The following is a 17,022-nucleotide window of genomic DNA, read 5'->3' on the forward strand; positions in this document are numbered from 1 at the left end:
ATAGAAAGGCGCGCCTTTTGACGCGCATGGCGATAAGCATATGAAAACGCATCACGTCTCTCTTTTAACAGGTAATTTTAAACAAAATGCACATTTTTATGTTGATATTTTGGGTTTACGTTTCATAAAAAATTCTATTAATCAGGCTAATCCTCACATGCGTCATGTTTATTATGGTGATTTCATTGGCACACCGGGCACTGTGGTCACTTTTTTCCCAGATGCAAAACTTGATCGTCCTCGTGTCGACGGTAAAATGTTTTTCAATGGGATACATTTTGGTGTGCCAGCAGGTGCGTTACCATATTGGCAAGAACGATTGTTATCATTCAACTTACCAGCAACGATTGATGGCCGTGGTATACTACACACACAAGACTTTGATGCTATTCCAATTGAAATTAAGGCAGTCAATCAGCAACAATTTGACTGGCATATCAACTTTATGTCAGATGTTCCAGCGAACAAACAAATCACAGGTATTCTAGGTGCTGAATTACATGTTCCTGATGTTGTGGCGACTGCGAATTTTTTTGAACAACTATTCAGTGATTATGGCGTTGTTGTTAAGGGCAACGTTATTAATTTGGCAGATGAACAGGCCATTTATTTGTACGAAACACCTAACGATGCCCCAGAATCAAAATTTGGCAAAGGATCAACTGATCATTTTGCTTTAGCCGTCGAATCTTCGCAGGATCTAGATTACTTGTGGGCGCGTGCACAGGAACAAGGTTGGCGTCGGGAAGTCTATATTGATCGTGGCTATTTCAATTCTATATACTTTATTGAACCAGGTGGTAATCGCGTTGAGGTAGCAACTACTAATCCTGGTTTTACACTAGATGAATCTGTCCAAGATTTAGGAACAACATTTGCGTTACCACCAAGATTTGATGCCAATAAAGAAGTTTTAAGAAAATGGTGGGCTGATCAAGGTGTTTTGTTTGATGATTATCAACCATATTCTGGCACAGGGCGAGTTAATAATGCCAAAGTTGTAGCAATTCACGATCAAACGGGCAACACTCGCAATGATTAGCGTTTAAAATATACCATTTTTAATATTAAATGGGTAATATTGTTCAACTTGTCCATTTTTAAATATAAATATTTCCTTTATAATAATTATCAAAGTATTAAAAAGGATGGTAAAAAATGGAAACTAGAGCACATTATTCATTAAAAACGCGTAACGAAGTTTGTGACAAAATCATTAATCGCCATCAATCTGGAAAATCAGTGGCTTCTGAATTTGAGATTCCCTATAACACGGTCATGCGGTGGGTGCGTCAAGAACGTGATACCTTTTCAGAGTCTGTTTACACAGGTAATAAGCAACCATATCACCAAGTATTTGGCTATCAAGATAATACAACCGACGATTTAGCTGAAATGAAACGCCAGATCAAGGCGATGCGATTTGAATTGCAAGTACTGACAAATCAAAATCAAGAGTTAATGGAAATGCTGCGTATTATGATCGAAAATGGTGGCGATATTCAAAGACACGCTTAAGACGAGCGTGTCTTTTTTGATGACTTTCCAAGTGTGTGATAATAAATGATATAATTAACTTTATGCAAAAATAATGTTTGATAACCAATTGTGTTATCAACTTTATTTGACATTAATGAGATGGATGAAAGTTATGACAAAAAAAATCGTTGTTCTTGGAAGTTTGAATGTTGATAGCATTATGAAAATGCCGCGAATGCCACTAGTCGGAGAGACAATGGCTTTGACTAATGTGACTACTGCACCGGGTGGAAAGGGCGCCAATCAAGCCGTTGCAGCGGCAAGGCAGGGGGCCGATGTGTCCTTTATTGGTGCAATTGGTAATGATGCCAATGGTCAATTCATGCGCGCTACTCTTGTCAATAACGGGGTTAACGTCGATCAATTAAAAACTAATGGTGATGTACCGACTGGTTCTGCTTTTATCATGTTACAAGATGATGGCGCCAATACAATTCTAATTCATGGTGGTGCTAATCAAGCTCTGACAACTGCCGACTTAGATCGCGATTTAATTATTGATGCCGATTTGATTATTGCGCAGTTTGAGGTGCCGTATGCTGTTATTTTGGCAGCCTTTGAGCTAGCACATAACCATCATGTTCAAACTGTTTTAAATCCGGCTCCAGCAGTGTACGAATTAACGCCCGAATTAATGGCTGTTACAGACATTATTTTGCCAAATGAGACAGAGGCACAACTGTTGACAGGAATTGAAGTTGTAAATGACGAAGGTGTTTTAAATCGTGTGACGGATGCGTTGCAAGCAAAAGGCGCAAAGCGAAGTATTATCACGCTTGGCGCCGCAGGATCTTTTGTTGCTGATGGTCAAAGAAGATGGTGGGCACAACCTGAAAAGGTAGTCGCACAAGACACCACAGCGGCGGGAGATACTTTCATTGGCACATTGGCGAGTGTTATAGCATCTGATTTTAATAATTTAGATGATGCTGTAAAACGTGCTAGCATAGCTAGCGCTATCGCTGTAACAAGGCCGGGGGCCATTCCTTCAATTCCAACATTTGATGAGGTTGAAGCATACTCATGAACTTACCTGAAGATTTCAAAAAAAAGTACACACGTTTGTTAGGACAGGAAGCAACAGATTTTTTTAACAGTTTTGAGACTGTCCATCAAAAGGGCTATCGACTTAACCCTTTGAAAGCAAATCCAGTGTCGCATGATACACCAAATGATGGAAAAGTGCCTTATGGTCAATGGGGATACTTCGGCGCAGTTGATGGTCATTCAAAAGATCATGTTACCGGTGTTGTCTATTCTCAGGAACCGTCTGCTCAATTTGTGGGTGAGGTTCTTGCCCCAAAACCTGGAGAAAAAGTATTAGATTTAGCTGCAGCACCGGGTGGAAAATCAACTCATTTGGCGGCTTTTATGATGCAAAAAGGCTTGGTGTGGTCTAATGAAATTTTTATGTCGCGTGCTAAAATATTAAGCGAAAATATCGAGAGACTCGGTGTTCAAAATGCAATTGTCAGTTCACAGACACCGGCGGAATTGAGTGCACGACTATCATTATTTTTTGACAAAATTCTACTAGATGCCCCATGTTCAGGTGAAGGGATGTTTCGAAAAGACCCGGCAGCAATGGCTTATTGGCATTCAGATTACCCTGCTGAAAACGCACAACGGCAACGGGAAATATTACATGAAACAGTTAAGATGTTACGGCCTGGCGGTGAGTTAGTTTATTCAACTTGCACTTTTTCACCTGAAGAAGATGAGCAGATGATAGCTTGGTTACTTGATACTTATCCAGAATTTGAGCTGATGCCAATTGATAAGCCGATTAACAGTGGCATTAGTGATGGGCGTCCAGAGTGGGCTGATTCTGATTTTGTCAGTGGCGTGACAACAACTAGTCAAACGCAAAATCGTTCTGAGCTCCTAAAAACAGCGCGTTTATGGCCACATCATTTAAATGGTGAAGGGCATTTTGTAGCAAAATTGGTCAAAAGGGCTAAAGAAGTAGAACCTACTGAGAATGTGATAAAAGCGCTCAAACCAGCCGAACTTAATCGTGAGCAACAAAAAGTTATTGCTGATTTTTGGGAATCAACTTTTCAACAGTTTGACATTGAAAATCGTCAATTTTTGCTGTTTGGTGATCGGTTATTCCTTGCGCCTGATGCGACACCTGATTTGAATGGGTTGAAGATTGTGCGCCCGGGATTGGAAATAGGTACCTTCAAAAAAAATCGTTTTGAACCAGCACATGCTCTGGCTTTAGCTGTGTCACCAACACAAGTTAAGCAGCAATTTAATTTAGTGGATCAAGACTGGGCTGATTATGCTCATGGCGATGTTATTAATACTGATGAGCCATTATCTAAGGGGTGGATATTGATGGTGGTTAACGGCAATGGTGCTGGTTGGGGTAAATTTGTGACCGGACAAATCAAAAACTTTTTGCCAAAAGGGTTGCGCTTTGCTGTGCGTGCATAAGTGAGAAACGCACTAAAAATAATGTGCCAATAAGCAATTAAATCAGAGAAAGCGGTTTTTGACATGATAATTGATAATCCTGATAGTGTTTTGACAGCTGCTTTGATACGTGAACAATATGCTTTACAGCAATTCAGGCGATTGTTTCAGTTAACTGATTTGAATTGTGATGAGGTTGTTTTAACTGATGAAAAGCAATATTTAACAGAGCAGTGGACAGTAAAAGACTATTTGAGTGACATTGTATTTTGTCATGAAAGTTTTGCAAGAAACATCGCAGATGTCGGCTCATCAGTGAAACCTAATTTGATTAAATTATCATTACGCGCAGCAACCGCCTATGGTGTTGAATCAAATAAAAATGAAACGGTTTCGCAGTTACTTCGAAGATTAAATAAAGCGCAACGCATCATTGAGGCACACATTTTTAACCAAAGTATTTTAACAGTACCTTATCGACAAGGCAGTCGTTTGTACACAAAAACTGAGTATTTGGATATTAGAACAAGTGAATTAAACTGGCATTTTTGGGCAATTATTCGTTCAGCTCTGCAAAAGTAAGTAACTGTAAGTGTGTTCTTAAGAACGTTAAAATAAAAAAGCAAGGACCACTATGGGCCTTGTTTTTTATTGCCACTAATGTAAAATGAATAGCTGGAACTAATTGAAAAAAGTACAGCTTATATTTAGTTAGTCAAAAATAATTGGGTCGGTGCTACGCGTCAGCGTACCCAATGAAAAAACGTGAGAGCGTAATAGAGGAGAATCACCATGAATCAATCAACAAAAATTATTGCTGGTGTCGTAGCAGTTGCCGTGATTGGCGGCGGTATTTATGCGGCTACTAGCCATAAATCAACATCATCAACTGATACTAGTAAGGCAGCAACATTAGGCCTTGTTTTGGATGTTGGGGGTGTGGATGACCATTCATTCAACCAATCTGCATGGGAAGGCGCACAAGCTTATGCTAAGAAAAATAATTTGAAGTCTGGTCAAAATGCCCCTGTGACTTATTTTAATACAGCTGATCATTCTGACCTTGATCAAAATTTTAATTTGGCAACAAAGAGTAAGAAGTACACGATTGTTTATGGTATCGGTTATTCATTGAACCAATCAATCACAAAATCTGCTAAATTGAACCCTAAACAAAAATTTGTTTTGGTAGATGACATTGTTAAAAGTCGTAAAAACGTCGCAAGTGTCATGTTCCGTTCTGAACAATCATCATATCTTGCTGGTGTTGCTGCTGCAACAAAAGCCGACGCCAACGGTGAAAAAACAGTTGGCTTCATTGGTGGTATTCACGGTAACATTATTGATGCTTTTGATGCAGGGTTTGAAGCTGGTGTAAAAGCAACTGATTCATCTTTGAAAGTTGAAAAGCAGTATGCTAACTCATTTACTGACTCTGCTAAAGGAAAAACAATTGCAGCGACGATGTATGCTTCTGGTATTCGTACTATTTTTGCGGCAGCTGGATTTGTTGGAAATGGCGCATTTTCTGAAGCAAAGGCAGAAAATGCTAAGTTGAACGCAGATTCCAAAGAACGTCTCTACATCATTGGTGTTGACCGCGATCAAAAGTCTGATGGGGCTTACACTTCAAAAGATGGTAAAAAGACGACATCGACATTAGCTTCATCAATTACGTCAGTAGGCGATGGTGTCAAAAATGTTGCGGATAATTACAACAAGACCAAAAAATTCCCTGGTGGTAAAACAATTGCTTATGGTTTGAAAGAGCATGGTGTTTATCTCACGGATTCGGAATTAACTTCTGCCGAAAAGAAAGCTGTTAATAAAGCTAAAAAGGCAATCATCAACGGTAAGATAAAAGTCCCTAACCATCCAAAGGGATCTGAATTTAATCAAAAGTTTTAAGTCAATCAGCGCCACGATAGTGGTGCTTTTTTGCTATAATGATAGTTAGACTAACTGAGGAGCTACAAAATAATGGCATTTGAGAAAAGTGTAACAATCGCCGGAGACGCGACTTATCAATTGAGTGATCAACTAAAAAAATATACGCTAGGTGATTTAGGATTTGTCACTAACAATGCAGGAATTCATGTTTTGCATCGAGCATTAGAGCCAGAAAAAGCATTAGCTAATTCAATTCAGCTTAAAGTATCCGTTAATCAAGATTTGACTGGTTTCAAAATGAGCACGGTCTCAGCAGGGGATGTGGTTCGCGTGGATATTTTCAAAAACAATAATGCTGAAGAAATTGTCAAGTTGTATCATTTTTTTATTGATGAATTGGTGCAACGCGGTGTTATTACAAAGGTTAATTAGAACGCATTGTTATCATCAATTTTTTTGGAGGTAAATCAATCAATATGACTAAATTTTATTTTGTTAGGCACGGTCAAACGGAATGGAATCTCGAACGACGCTTTCAAGGTGGCAATGGTGATTCAGAGTTACTGCCATCAAGTTATGCGGATATGAAAAAAGTAGGCGGATTTTTGAGCGACGTCAAATTTGCTCACATCTATGCTTCGCCGATTAAACGTGCTCGGATTACTGCTACAAAAATTGCGCAATTTTTAAAGGCATCACCAGCCTTATCACTGAGATCTAATTTGGCCGAAGTTGGCTTAGGCGAATGGGAAGGTGAATTAGTTGCAAATGTGCAAGAACGTTATCCAGAGGCCTACAATAATTATCGTCATGATTTGAATCAGTTCGAGGGTCAGGAATTTGGCGGTGAAGGTTATACCAAAGCGACCAAACGTTTTGTGCGAGTAATTAAAGATATAGCACAACAATATCCAAACGACAATATTTTGATTGTATCGCATGGTATGGCGCTTTCTTTTGGATTGAATGGTTTATTACAGCAACCACGAATGAGCATCCGCGAACGTGGTGGTTTGAGCAATACCTCGACAACTGTATTATCAACTGTTGATGGTGAACATTATCAAATTGAAGATTGGAATAATACGAGTTATCTCAATAAAAAGCAAGATGACTCGACAACAATTTAATGGCATTAGTAACGACAGAATTGGATAAAGTTATTGGCACATTACAATCTGTGATTTTTGCGTCAACGGATTCCTATTTTAAAATTTTATCTGTGTCAGTAGAAGAGACGTCACTTGACGACTGGGACGCGCCTGAAATCATTGTGACGGGAACTTTTGGTGATGTCCAAGAAGGTAGTGTTTATGCTTTTTATGGTCAAACAGTGCGCCATCCCAAATACGGGCAACAATTCAAGGCGGAACGATACGAAAATGAATTACCACCTGATGAAAATGGATTAATTAAATATTTTGCTAGTGGTCAGTTTTCAGGTATTGGACCAAAATCTGCACAAAAAATTGTTGATCATCTTGGGCTAAATGCTGTGGATTTGATTTTAGCAGATGTTACTGTTTTAGACGGTATCATTAAGGATTCAACCGCGAAAAAAATGGCGAAAACGCTGCAACTCAACCTTGGTTTGGAGCGTTTGTTCCAAATTGGTAATCAATTTGGCATTGGGGCTGACCTAGCAGGCCGCTTATATGACCAATATGGTAATCAGGCACAAGATATTTTAATGCAAGATCCATATCGTCTCGTATTCGAATTTGAAGGCATTAATTTCAAAAAAGCTGATGAAATAGGTCGCCAAATTGGTGTTGAAGGTTCGGATCAAAAACGTTTACAAGCAGCTGTTTATGCGGCGGTTATGCGAGTGAGTTTTCAGCACGGTCACACTTATCTGTATCATGACCAATTACGTTATGCGGTTGCTCAAATGATTCATGAGCAGGGTCAAAGTTTTGAAAAACAAATTGAAAAAGCGATTGCGCGTTTGATTAGTAGTCATATCTTAGTGAATGATGATGGTCGTTATTACCCTAACACACTATTTGAAGCGGAAGTTCAAGTATCGAATGATATTCAGCGTTTACAAACAGCCATGCCACCATTTGAATTAACAATGTCAGACATTGACCAAGCTTTTGTGACGCCAGGCAATATGACCTTAGATGAAACACAAATTTCAGCTGTTAAAGAGGGGTTAAACGCACCCATTTTTTTGCTGACGGGCGGACCAGGAACTGGCAAGACAACGATTATTCGAACGATTGTTGCAACATGGCAAAAAATAGTGCAGCAACGTGCAAGTACCGCTGCAGATGGGCAAAAGCTGTTAAAACAATACCAAGTACGGATGGCATCGCCAACCGGTCGCGCTGCAAAACGTATGACTGAGGTGACCGGACATGAGGCCTCAACAATTCATCGTTTGTTGGGAATTTCTGATTTGGATGAACCAGAATTTAATGCGGATAATCCAATTGCCGGTGGTTTGCTTATTATTGATGAGGCGTCAATGTTAGATATTGAGTTGACCGCTAAGCTGCTTGCGGTTGTACCAAACGGTATGAAGCTGATTGTTGTTGGCGATAGTGATCAACTACCGTCTGTTGGACCCGGAAATGTGCTCGCTGATTTAGTCAATTCTCAAAAAATTGCACATGTGGAACTCGCCATCATTTATCGGCAGGGTAGAGGTAGTAGTATTTCTGATTTGGCAGCTAATGTTAAAAAGGGTCGACTTCCAAGTGACTTTTTAACACATCAACCAGACCGATCGGCTTTTATGGTGGGGGCAGATCAAGCGTTGACCGCCATTCAACAGATAGTCACTTCTGCTGTTAAAAAGGGTTTCACGCAAGATGACTTACAAATTTTGACACCAATGTATAAGAGTTCTGCAGGGGTGAATGCCTTAAATCAAATGGCGCAAGCCTTGTTTAATCCCATTAAGCCAACTCAAAAAAGTATTCAGTTTGGTGCCTTGATTTTTCGCAAAGGTGACAAGGTGTTGCAGTTAGAAAATGACAGCGAACGTGATGTTTACAATGGCGATATGGGGAAAATTATCGCTGTTCAGTATAAAAAAGATCCTAGCAATGATGATAATGAAGATCGCCTGATAATTGATTTTGATGGGAAAGAACTGGCTTATCCCAAAAAGAACTTAAATCAACTGACACTAGCGTATGCCACCACGGTTCACAAGGCACAGGGTAATGAGTTCAAATTAGTCATTTTGGCGTTAATCAATCAGTTTGGCCTAATGCTAAATCGAAATCTTTTGTATACTGGCTTGACACGTGCTAAAGAAGCTTTGATTTTGGTGGGGGAGTACGCCGCGTTTCAACGTGCCGCTGAAACTTTAGTACCCCCACGTCAAACATTTTTGCAACAACGATTGAATTTTGATGGCGAAAAAACGATGCCGTTACCCGAAAAAAATGTTGCTATAACGGCAAATCAGTTGACGCAAGCAGCAGTGTCAGCTAATCAACTCACTGTTAATCAGATCATTGATGGTAGTATTGATCCAATGATTGGGATGGCAAATATATCACCCTATGATTTCATGTAATCGTTTTCATATAGTATAATAAAATCAGAACAATAATGAATGGAGAATCACATGACCCCAGCCTATCAATTGTTTAATCTTGGTAGTAATAACCAACTTGCACAGGAAATATCAACTATTTTGGGCAAGCCGCTCTCCCCAATAGATGTGAAAACTTTTGCTGACAATGAAATTTATGAGCGCATTGAAAATACTGTTCGTGGCCGTGACGTTTATGTTATCCAAGGCATTTCAGATCCCGTCAATGAAAACTTTATGCGTTTGATGATATTCATTGACGCTGCCAGACGAGCCTCTGCTAATTCAATAAATGTGGTGATTCCATACTTTGGTTACGCGCGTGCAGATAGAAAAGCACGCTCACGAGAACCGATTTCGGCACGATTGATTGCAGACATGCTTGAGTCTCAAGGTGTTAAACGCGTTATGACGATGGATTTGCACGCAGATCAGGTACAAGGATTCTTTGACATTCCGGTGGATCATTTGATTGCCATGCCAGCACTTGGTCACTACTTTTATGAAAATAATTTGCTCGGGGATGATTTGGTAGTGGTTGCGCCGGGACACACAAGTGTGGCGCGCGCTCGTAAATTTGCTAAATTGTTGCATGCTGAATGGGCTATCGTTGACCATCGTTTAGACAAGAATACGAATGAATTCTCCTATCAAATCACAGGAAATGTCGCCGGTAAGCGTGCTATTTTGGTTGATGATATTATTGATACTGGGGCAAGTATGGTTCAGTCGAGTAAGGCACTCAATGCTGCTGGGGTTGATGTCATTTACGCTGTTGCGACGCATGCTGTTTTATCTAACAAAGCGAGCCAATTATTGGATCAGTCTCACATCAAACAGGTCATTGTTACAAATACAATTGAAGTACCTGCTAAAAAGGAATTTAGCAAGCTGATTAAGTTATCTGTGGCGGCGCCGTTTGCTGAGGCTCTCAAACGTGTCGATGCCTTTGAAAGTATTCAAGACGTGCTGAAAAGTCAAGATAATATGGACGTCACATTATGAAGATTGATTTAAAACCACTGTTATCTCCCGAGTGGGCGCAACAGGAAGCTTACTATGTTACAACACAGCTGGGTGCTTCGTTAAGTTTTATAACTGATGGTGTCAAAAAATTACAAATTGTTTTTGACAACCCATATAGTGTTATTACGTTAGCATATTCCTCTAATGATAATGATTGGCGAGATATTGTTATTGATTTAACTGGTCGCGCTACAATATCCATTCAAGATGGTCGCCATTCTCTGATATTACGAACTTGGCAAAAAGATCAAGCCTTATTTTGGACATCTCCGTTAAAACTATTGTCAATGTCGATTGATGATGGTTTGGTTTCTCCCATTACGCAGTCGCAACCATTTCTTACCTTTGTCGGTGATTCGATTACGGTAGGTGAGGAGATGGCATCAGATGGTGATCATCCTGAATTGAGTTATCCGGTGTTGGTTTCTAAAGCACTCCAAAAACCATTGGCACGCATTGCTTATGGTGGCTCAGGGCTAACACCTTTTGCACCGTTTCAAGTACCAACTGCAATTGAATCATTATGGCATGTTGCGCTCAATGTGCCACGGCCATTGGTTTCAACCGATATAGTAGTCGTTAATTATGGTACCAATGATTTGAACTATGGGGCCAGTCCTCAGGACTTTGCGTTTGGCTTACGTGTCTATTTACTAGAGATTATCAAACGTTTCCACGATGCAAAAATTTTTATATTACTACCGTTTAATGGCGCATTTGAAACTGTTTTTCGAAATGAGATGTCACGATTTGAAGCGTTGACTTTTATCAATACAAACAACTGGCAAATTGCCACTGATCGTGTTCATCCAACTGTCGTCGATCATGAACGTATTGCAAAATTAATTTTGGAGGAATTGAAATAATGGTATATGCAGCAGATGAGCAACGTTATGAAAAGTTACCTTATCGTCGGGTGAGTGATTCAGGGTTAATTTTGCCAGCAGTTTCTTTTGGTTTATGGCGAAACTTGGGTGATCAAATGCCCTTAGAAAACTCAAAAAAAGTTATTTTAAAGGCTTTTGATAGCGGTATTTTTAGCTTTGATAATGCTTCTAACTATGGCCCAAGTAATGGTACAGCTGAGGAAACATTTGGACAGGTATTTCGACAAGACTTAAAGCCATATCGTGATGAATTGGTGATTACGACTAAAGCCGGCTATCATATGTGGCCTGGTCCGTTGGGTGAATTTTCTGGTAAAAAAACGTTGGTGGCAGCGTTAGACCTCAGTTTGCAGCGAATGGGATTGGATTACGTTGATATATTTTACGCCCATCGTTGGGATCCAAACACACGTCTTGAGGAAACAGCGCGTGCGTTAGATCTGATTGTTAAGCAAGGCAAAGCATTGTACGTGGGTGTTTCAAATTACAATGCTGAACAAACAGCTGCAATTGCGAAAATTTTTGAGACGCTAGGAACGCCATTTATTGGCAACCAAGTTTCATACAACATGCTTAATCGCACCGCAGAAAACGACGGTTTATTAGAAGTTTTGGATCAAAATCATGCTGGTCTCGTTGCCTATGGACCATTAGCTGAAGGCTTATTAACATCAAAATATCTCAATGATATACCAGATGATTATCCAATTCACCGTACAAATGCCGTATTATTTGAAAAAGGTAAAGTAGCTTTAATTGACAAATTAAATGCTTTGAATAAGATTGCCCAACAAAGAGAACAGTCGCTTTCACAAATGGCTTTAGCTTGGTTGCTAAAAGATCGCCGCGTTGCAAGTGTTGTAATTGGGGCAAGCAATGTCACACATTTGATTGATAATTTAAAGTTTTCAGATAATTTGACGTTTTCTGACGATGAATTAACAACAATTGAATCAATCTTGTCAAAGTAAAGCCAACGAAAGTTGGCTTTTTTAATGATCAAAAATTGAAATAAATGTGAACGCTTACAAAGATAGTGAATTTTTTAACAATTATTGTGATATAATAAACAATATAAAAGAAAAAAGGGGAATTTTCATGGTAGATCGTTTAAAGAACAAAGTTGCAATTGTTACAGGTGGTACGCTTGGTATTGGATTGGCTATTGCTCAGAAGTTCGTTGAAGAAGGTGCAAAAGTTGTTATCACAGGACGTCGTGCCAACGTTGGTGAGGAAGCTGTAAAGTCAATTGGTGATGAATCAGTGGCACGATTTGTACAGCACGATGCTTCAGATGAGCAAGGCTGGATTGATCTGTTTGAAAACACAATTAAGTGGTTTGGACATGTTGATACTGTGGTAAACAATGCAGGTATCGCAATTGCGAAGAACATTGAAGAAACAACTTTTGAAGACTGGAAATTCTTGCAATCAATTAATTCTGATGGTGTATTTTTGGGTACTAAGTACGGCATTCAATATATGAAGAATCAACCTGGCGGTGCTTCAATTATCAACATGTCATCAATTGAAGGATTTGTTGGTGACCCTAACTTGGCTGCTTACAATCACTCAAAGGGTGGTGTACGAATCTTGAGCAAGTCAGCTGCATTACACGCTGCACTAAATGATTATAATTTGCGTGTTAACACAATTCACCCAGGTTATATCAAGACGCCACTGGTAGAAAATATTCCTGGTGCTGAAGAAGCACAATCACAACGTACACAGACACCAATGGGCCACATTGGTGAGCCAAATGATATTGCCTATATGGCTGTTTATTTGGCTAGTGAAGAGTCAAAGTTTGCGACAGGATCAGAATTTGTTGTAGACGGTGGCTATTTGGCACAATAATAAGAAAACTTTTGACGGCATCTTAACGATGGCGTTTTTTTAATGTTCGTATTTTGACTTGGTTTGCCAAATAAAAACAAAAAATTTTACTTAAATAATTGTATTAACCGTACAAATCAAACACATTTATTGTTAAAATATGTAGGTAGGAAATAAAAATTATGGATGGTAATTATGTCAAAAGTACTAATTGTTGGTTCTGGTGCGCGTGAGCACGCACTTGCGCAGACTTTTTTGCGAAGCCCCCAAGTAGATGAGGTGATTGTTGCACCAGGCAATGATGGCATGCTGAGAAGTGGCATTATTTGTCAAGATATTGTTGTCACTGAATTAACAACATTGCGCGATTTTGCGCGTGACAAAAAAATCGATTTGACATTTGTTGGTAGTGAAGAACCATTGACGTTAGGAATTGTCGATGTTTTTGAGGCGTCCGGCTTGACAATATTTGGACCATCAAAACAGGCGGCGCAACTTGAAGGGTCCAAGTCGTTCACAAAAAATATTTTGAAGAAGTATCACATCCCCACAGCAAACTCACAAACTGTCACATCACGTTCGGCGGCTCAAGCCAGCTTAGAGTTATTTGATTTTCCTGTCGTGTTCAAGTTGGATGGTTTGGCACTGGGAAAAGGTGTCACGATTATCAATAATAGAAACGATGGGGAAACTTATTTAGATAATCTTTATCAACAACGAGTTAATGCGAAACTGGTTATTGAAGAATATTTGGACGGTGTTGAATTTTCGGTTTTCACGCTAGTTGGTCGTAATGGTCAAATGACCCACGCCCCGTTGGCGCAGGATCATAAACGCCGTTTTGATGGTGATAAAGGACCAAATACTGGTGGCATGGGAGCATATAGTCCAGTGACTTGGATTTCAGATGACATTCGACGTCAAACGATCAATATGTTAGTTGAGCCTACTATTAAAGCCATGTCGTCTGAAAAAATACCATTTTCAGGTGTACTATATACTGGCGTGATGTTAACAGCACAAGGACCAAAAGTAATTGAATTTAATGTCCGCTTTGGTGATCCAGAGGCACAGGTTGTGTTACCACAGTATACAGGTGATTTTTATGACCTAATTATGCAATTATTACAAGGCAATCAACCTACTCCAAAATGGCAGGAAGAAGATATCTATCTTGGTGTGGTGCTAGCATCCCCCGGCTATCCTGAAGCACCACAAAATGGCTTAACAGTTCCAGAAATACCTTATCCGGTTAATTATGCTGGTGTGTCATTGCAAAATGGTCAGTTGGTGACCAAGGGAGGTCGTGTTTTAACGGTTGTTCACCATCAAAAAACTGCTGCTGTGGCTCAAAAGCAATTGTATGATGCGCTTGATAAGATTGACATGGCACTTGTATTTCGACATGATATTGGCTATCAAGCTGTTGAATAATCCAAGCCGACAACGCTTTCAAAAGCAGACTCATCAAATATACCCTTTTGATGATGGTAAGAAACCTGACAAAAAATCCGACATTATAACTATAATAGTTTACACTAATGTTGTGATACTCCCTGTATTGCTAGCCCAACAAACGACATATGTTTATCCTGATATAGTCTTCGTTTGTTGGGCTTTTTAGTTGCTTTCACATATTTGATGGTATACACTGAGGTTGTCAAAACGGAAATTAGTGTTAACGTTACAATGCAAGGAGGCAAATGACGATGACAAAAAATAAGTTGATAAGCAATGCTGGTAAGTCATCCGCTAATGTTGTTAAAAAGGCAGTTAATAGTGTAGAAGATGCTGTGGAAGAAGCTGCCAAGGATTTTCGGAAAGACAGTAAGAAAGAAATTGACAAATAGTATTAAAAATGTAACTGAAAAATAAGTTGATGTGACAAATGTTTGCAGGCTGATTTTTCGGTTTTTCTTTAGAAATTCGCTTTAAAGTTGACTTCAGCGCATCAACTGACTGATTTGTTATAATAATTGTCGTAGAGGTGGACTTTAGTTTATAATGAATTTAACGGAAATACTAACCAGCGATCACATTATATTTTAGATGTGTACCACGTTCAAAGAGGATAAATTCATGCCAACAGATATTGAAATTGCACAAGCTGCTAAAATTACACCTATCTCTGAAATTGCTGCCAGCGCGGGGTTACAGCCCCAAGAAATCGAACCATACGGTTATGATAAAGCTAAAATTAAGTTAGATCCTGAGGTTAAACGTCCAACCGATTTGGGGAAACTCATTTTGGTTACTTCAATAAATCCAACACCTGCTGGAGAAGGTAAATCAACCGTGACAGTTGGTTTGGCTGATGCGCTTAAATTAGCTGGTAAAAATACGATGATTGCGCTTCGTGAACCATCATTAGGCCCAGTTATGGGATTAAAAGGTGGTGCAACGGGTGGCGGTTATGCGCAGGTTGTGCCAATGGCGGATATTAATTTGCACTTTACTGGTGATTTCCATGCGCTTACTTCGGCACATGATACTTTGTCGGCAGTGATAGATAACAGTTTACATCAGGGTAATCCACTCAACATTGATCCGCGTCGCATTTTATGGAAGCGTGTTGTGGATATTAATGATCGCGCTTTACGTCATGTGACTATTGGTTTAGGGGGGCCGACTTCTGGTGTGCCTCGTGAAGATGGTTTTGATATTACTGTTGCATCTGAATTAATGGCTATTTTGACGCTATCAACTGATCTAATGGACCTAAAGGCTCGCATTAATCGTATTGTCGTTGGCTATACTTACGACAAAGAACCAGTTACTGTTGCTGATTTAGGTGTAGCCGGTGCCTTAACAGTATTGCTAAAAGATGCAATTAAACCTAATTTGGTACAAACACTGGCTCATACACCGGCAATCATTCATGGTGGTCCATTTGCAAACATTGCGCAAGGGACAAACTCAATTTTGGCAACAAAAACAGCACTACAATTGGCTGATTACGTGGTTACAGAGGCCGGATTCGGAGCTGATTTGGGTGGTGAAAAATTCCTCGATGTTAAAGTCCCATTGCTAGGAAAAACACCGGATGCAATTGTTATTGTAGCGACCATTCGCGCACTGAAACATCATGGTGGTGTGGCACTGGGCGACTTAAACAATGAAAATATTGAGGCTTTGTCTGCTGGATTAGAAAACTTAGGACAGCATTTAACGGCGATGAATCGTTATGGTGTACCGGTTGTCGTTGCAATTAATCGTTTCACCGCGGATACAGCTCAAGAACTAGCAGTCATAAAAGACTACGTTGCACAATTTGGCGCGACCGCTTACACGACAGAGGTTTGGGCCAAGGGTGGCGAAGGTGCAACAGACTTGGCACAAGCCGTTATTGAAAAAGTAGCACAAGAATCTGATTTTACACCACTTTATCAAGCTAACGATGCTGCAACTGATAAACTTAATGCCATTGTGCAAACGATTTATGGTGGCAAAACTATTGTATTATCTGGCAAAGCTCTAAAGCAACTAAAAGAATTTGAAGCTCGTGGCTGGGATAAGCTACCAATTATTATGGCTAAAACGCAATATTCTCTGTCTGATGATGCTAAAAAGTTAGGAGCACCAAAAGACTTTGCTATTCATATTCGTGAATTTGTCCCTAAGTTGGGCGCTGGTTTCTTAGTTGCATTGACTGGTAATATTATGACAATGCCCGGTTTGCCAAAACATCCTGCAGCATTAGACATTGATATTGACGAAAAGGGTCAAATTACTGGCTTGTTCTAATTCGTACAGCATGATATAATCATTTTAAATATTGAAAAGAGGTCGATCCAGTGCGTAACTAAACTATTCATTCAAATTTCACAAACGGAATTGGAAAGAGTAGGATAAGTGCGCCAAAATCGACAA

The 17,022-nt window shown here is 39.6% G+C and carries 16 protein-coding genes; all 16 read left to right on the top strand.

Annotated features, from left to right (window positions below):
• The first annotated feature begins 40 nt into the window (after positions 1-40).
• The 16 genes from ACI3ES_RS03675 (at position 41) to ACI3ES_RS03750 (ending at position 16,896) form a co-directional block, all read left to right on the top strand.
• A complete protein-coding gene (locus ACI3ES_RS03675; RefSeq protein WP_114666571.1) occupies positions 41-1,042 on the top strand; it encodes a VOC family protein in 1,002 nt (333 codons plus the stop codon).
• Between the two features lie 116 nt (positions 1,043-1,158).
• Positions 1,159-1,518: a hypothetical protein gene (locus tag ACI3ES_RS03680; protein ID WP_004916044.1), complete on the top strand. Its 360-nt coding sequence runs from the start codon at positions 1,159-1,161 to the stop codon at positions 1,516-1,518.
• 133 nt (positions 1,519-1,651) lie between these two features.
• Positions 1,652-2,566 (top strand): ribokinase, encoded by a 915-nt coding sequence (gene rbsK / locus ACI3ES_RS03685; protein ID WP_114666699.1) that lies wholly within the window; start codon positions 1,652-1,654, stop codon positions 2,564-2,566.
• Complete coding sequence (locus tag ACI3ES_RS03690; RefSeq protein ID WP_114666572.1) at positions 2,563-3,981, top strand: RsmF rRNA methyltransferase first C-terminal domain-containing protein; 1,419 nt, start codon at positions 2,563-2,565, stop codon at positions 3,979-3,981. The genes rbsK and ACI3ES_RS03690 overlap by 4 nt, the downstream gene beginning before the upstream one ends.
• A 63-nt stretch (positions 3,982-4,044) precedes the next feature.
• Positions 4,045-4,542 carry a hypothetical protein gene (locus ACI3ES_RS03695; protein WP_114666573.1) on the top strand — a complete coding sequence of 166 codons (498 nt, stop codon included), beginning with the start codon at positions 4,045-4,047 and terminating at the stop codon, positions 4,540-4,542.
• A 210-nt stretch (positions 4,543-4,752) separates the two neighbouring features.
• On the top strand, positions 4,753-5,868 hold the full coding sequence (locus ACI3ES_RS03700; RefSeq protein ID WP_004916036.1) for a BMP family protein: 1,116 nt from the start codon (positions 4,753-4,755) through the stop codon (positions 5,866-5,868).
• A 72-nt stretch (positions 5,869-5,940) separates the two neighbouring features.
• Positions 5,941-6,282, top strand: coding sequence for a DUF1831 domain-containing protein (locus ACI3ES_RS03705; RefSeq protein ID WP_004916034.1), 342 nt, complete (start codon positions 5,941-5,943; stop codon positions 6,280-6,282).
• Positions 6,283-6,326: 44 nt separating this feature from the next.
• Complete coding sequence (locus ACI3ES_RS03710; RefSeq protein WP_080519022.1) at positions 6,327-6,980, top strand: histidine phosphatase family protein; 654 nt, start codon at positions 6,327-6,329, stop codon at positions 6,978-6,980.
• A complete protein-coding gene (locus tag ACI3ES_RS03715) occupies positions 6,980-9,385 on the top strand; it encodes an ATP-dependent RecD-like DNA helicase (RefSeq protein ID WP_407632023.1) in 2,406 nt (801 codons plus the stop codon). The genes ACI3ES_RS03710 and ACI3ES_RS03715 overlap by 1 nt, the downstream gene beginning before the upstream one ends.
• A gap of 51 nt (positions 9,386-9,436) precedes the next feature.
• Entirely contained in the window at positions 9,437-10,408 is a 972-nt protein-coding gene (locus tag ACI3ES_RS03720; protein ID WP_114666577.1) for a ribose-phosphate pyrophosphokinase, read from the top strand.
• Positions 10,405-11,295 (top strand): SGNH/GDSL hydrolase family protein, encoded by an 891-nt coding sequence (locus tag ACI3ES_RS03725; protein WP_114666578.1) that lies wholly within the window; start codon positions 10,405-10,407, stop codon positions 11,293-11,295. Before ACI3ES_RS03720 ends, ACI3ES_RS03725 begins: the two co-directional genes overlap by 4 nt.
• Positions 11,295-12,287 carry an aldo/keto reductase gene (locus tag ACI3ES_RS03730; protein WP_114666579.1) on the top strand — a complete coding sequence of 331 codons (993 nt, stop codon included), beginning with the start codon at positions 11,295-11,297 and terminating at the stop codon, positions 12,285-12,287. The genes ACI3ES_RS03725 and ACI3ES_RS03730 overlap by 1 nt, the downstream gene beginning before the upstream one ends.
• Before the next feature lie 127 nt (positions 12,288-12,414).
• On the top strand, positions 12,415-13,173 hold the full coding sequence (locus tag ACI3ES_RS03735) for a glucose 1-dehydrogenase (protein ID WP_004916020.1): 759 nt from the start codon (positions 12,415-12,417) through the stop codon (positions 13,171-13,173).
• 174 nt (positions 13,174-13,347) lie between these two features.
• A complete protein-coding gene (gene purD, locus ACI3ES_RS03740) occupies positions 13,348-14,586 on the top strand; it encodes a phosphoribosylamine--glycine ligase (RefSeq protein ID WP_114666700.1) in 1,239 nt (412 codons plus the stop codon).
• A gap of 275 nt (positions 14,587-14,861) precedes the next feature.
• Complete coding sequence (locus tag ACI3ES_RS03745) at positions 14,862-15,002, top strand: hypothetical protein (protein ID WP_181809825.1); 141 nt, start codon at positions 14,862-14,864, stop codon at positions 15,000-15,002.
• Between the two features lie 229 nt (positions 15,003-15,231).
• Positions 15,232-16,896: a formate--tetrahydrofolate ligase gene (locus tag ACI3ES_RS03750; RefSeq protein WP_142511250.1), complete on the top strand. Its 1,665-nt coding sequence runs from the start codon at positions 15,232-15,234 to the stop codon at positions 16,894-16,896.
• Positions 16,897-17,022: the final 126 nt, after the last annotated feature.

Origin of the sequence: Leuconostoc falkenbergense, from assembly GCF_045801155.1 — a bacterium.
Lineage (GTDB): Bacteria > Bacillota > Bacilli > Lactobacillales > Lactobacillaceae > Leuconostoc > Leuconostoc falkenbergense.

Bases quoted from the DNA above. Each gene is read 5' to 3' on its own strand.
- ACI3ES_RS03705 (WP_004916034.1), top strand. From the start codon at position 5,941: ATGGCATTTGAGAAAAGTGTAACAATCGCCGGAGACGCGACTTATCAA.
- ACI3ES_RS03700 (WP_004916036.1), top strand. From the start codon at position 4,753: ATGAATCAATCAACAAAAATTATTGCTGGTGTCGTAGCAGTTGCCGTG.
- ACI3ES_RS03695 (WP_114666573.1), top strand. From the start codon at position 4,045: ATGATAATTGATAATCCTGATAGTGTTTTGACAGCTGCTTTGATACGT.
- ACI3ES_RS03730 (WP_114666579.1), top strand. From the start codon at position 11,295: ATGGTATATGCAGCAGATGAGCAACGTTATGAAAAGTTACCTTATCGT.
- ACI3ES_RS03735 (WP_004916020.1), top strand. From the start codon at position 12,415: ATGGTAGATCGTTTAAAGAACAAAGTTGCAATTGTTACAGGTGGTACG.
- rbsK (WP_114666699.1), top strand. From the start codon at position 1,652: ATGACAAAAAAAATCGTTGTTCTTGGAAGTTTGAATGTTGATAGCATT.
- ACI3ES_RS03690 (WP_114666572.1), top strand. From the start codon at position 2,563: ATGAACTTACCTGAAGATTTCAAAAAAAAGTACACACGTTTGTTAGGA.
- ACI3ES_RS03745 (WP_181809825.1), top strand. From the start codon at position 14,862: ATGACAAAAAATAAGTTGATAAGCAATGCTGGTAAGTCATCCGCTAAT.
- ACI3ES_RS03750 (WP_142511250.1), top strand. From the start codon at position 15,232: ATGCCAACAGATATTGAAATTGCACAAGCTGCTAAAATTACACCTATC.
- ACI3ES_RS03710 (WP_080519022.1), top strand. From the start codon at position 6,327: ATGACTAAATTTTATTTTGTTAGGCACGGTCAAACGGAATGGAATCTC.
- ACI3ES_RS03715 (WP_407632023.1), top strand. From the start codon at position 6,980: ATGGCATTAGTAACGACAGAATTGGATAAAGTTATTGGCACATTACAA.
- ACI3ES_RS03680 (WP_004916044.1), top strand. From the start codon at position 1,159: ATGGAAACTAGAGCACATTATTCATTAAAAACGCGTAACGAAGTTTGT.
- ACI3ES_RS03725 (WP_114666578.1), top strand. From the start codon at position 10,405: ATGAAGATTGATTTAAAACCACTGTTATCTCCCGAGTGGGCGCAACAG.
- ACI3ES_RS03720 (WP_114666577.1), top strand. From the start codon at position 9,437: ATGACCCCAGCCTATCAATTGTTTAATCTTGGTAGTAATAACCAACTT.
- ACI3ES_RS03675 (WP_114666571.1), top strand. From the start codon at position 41: ATGAAAACGCATCACGTCTCTCTTTTAACAGGTAATTTTAAACAAAAT.
- purD (WP_114666700.1), top strand. From the start codon at position 13,348: ATGTCAAAAGTACTAATTGTTGGTTCTGGTGCGCGTGAGCACGCACTT.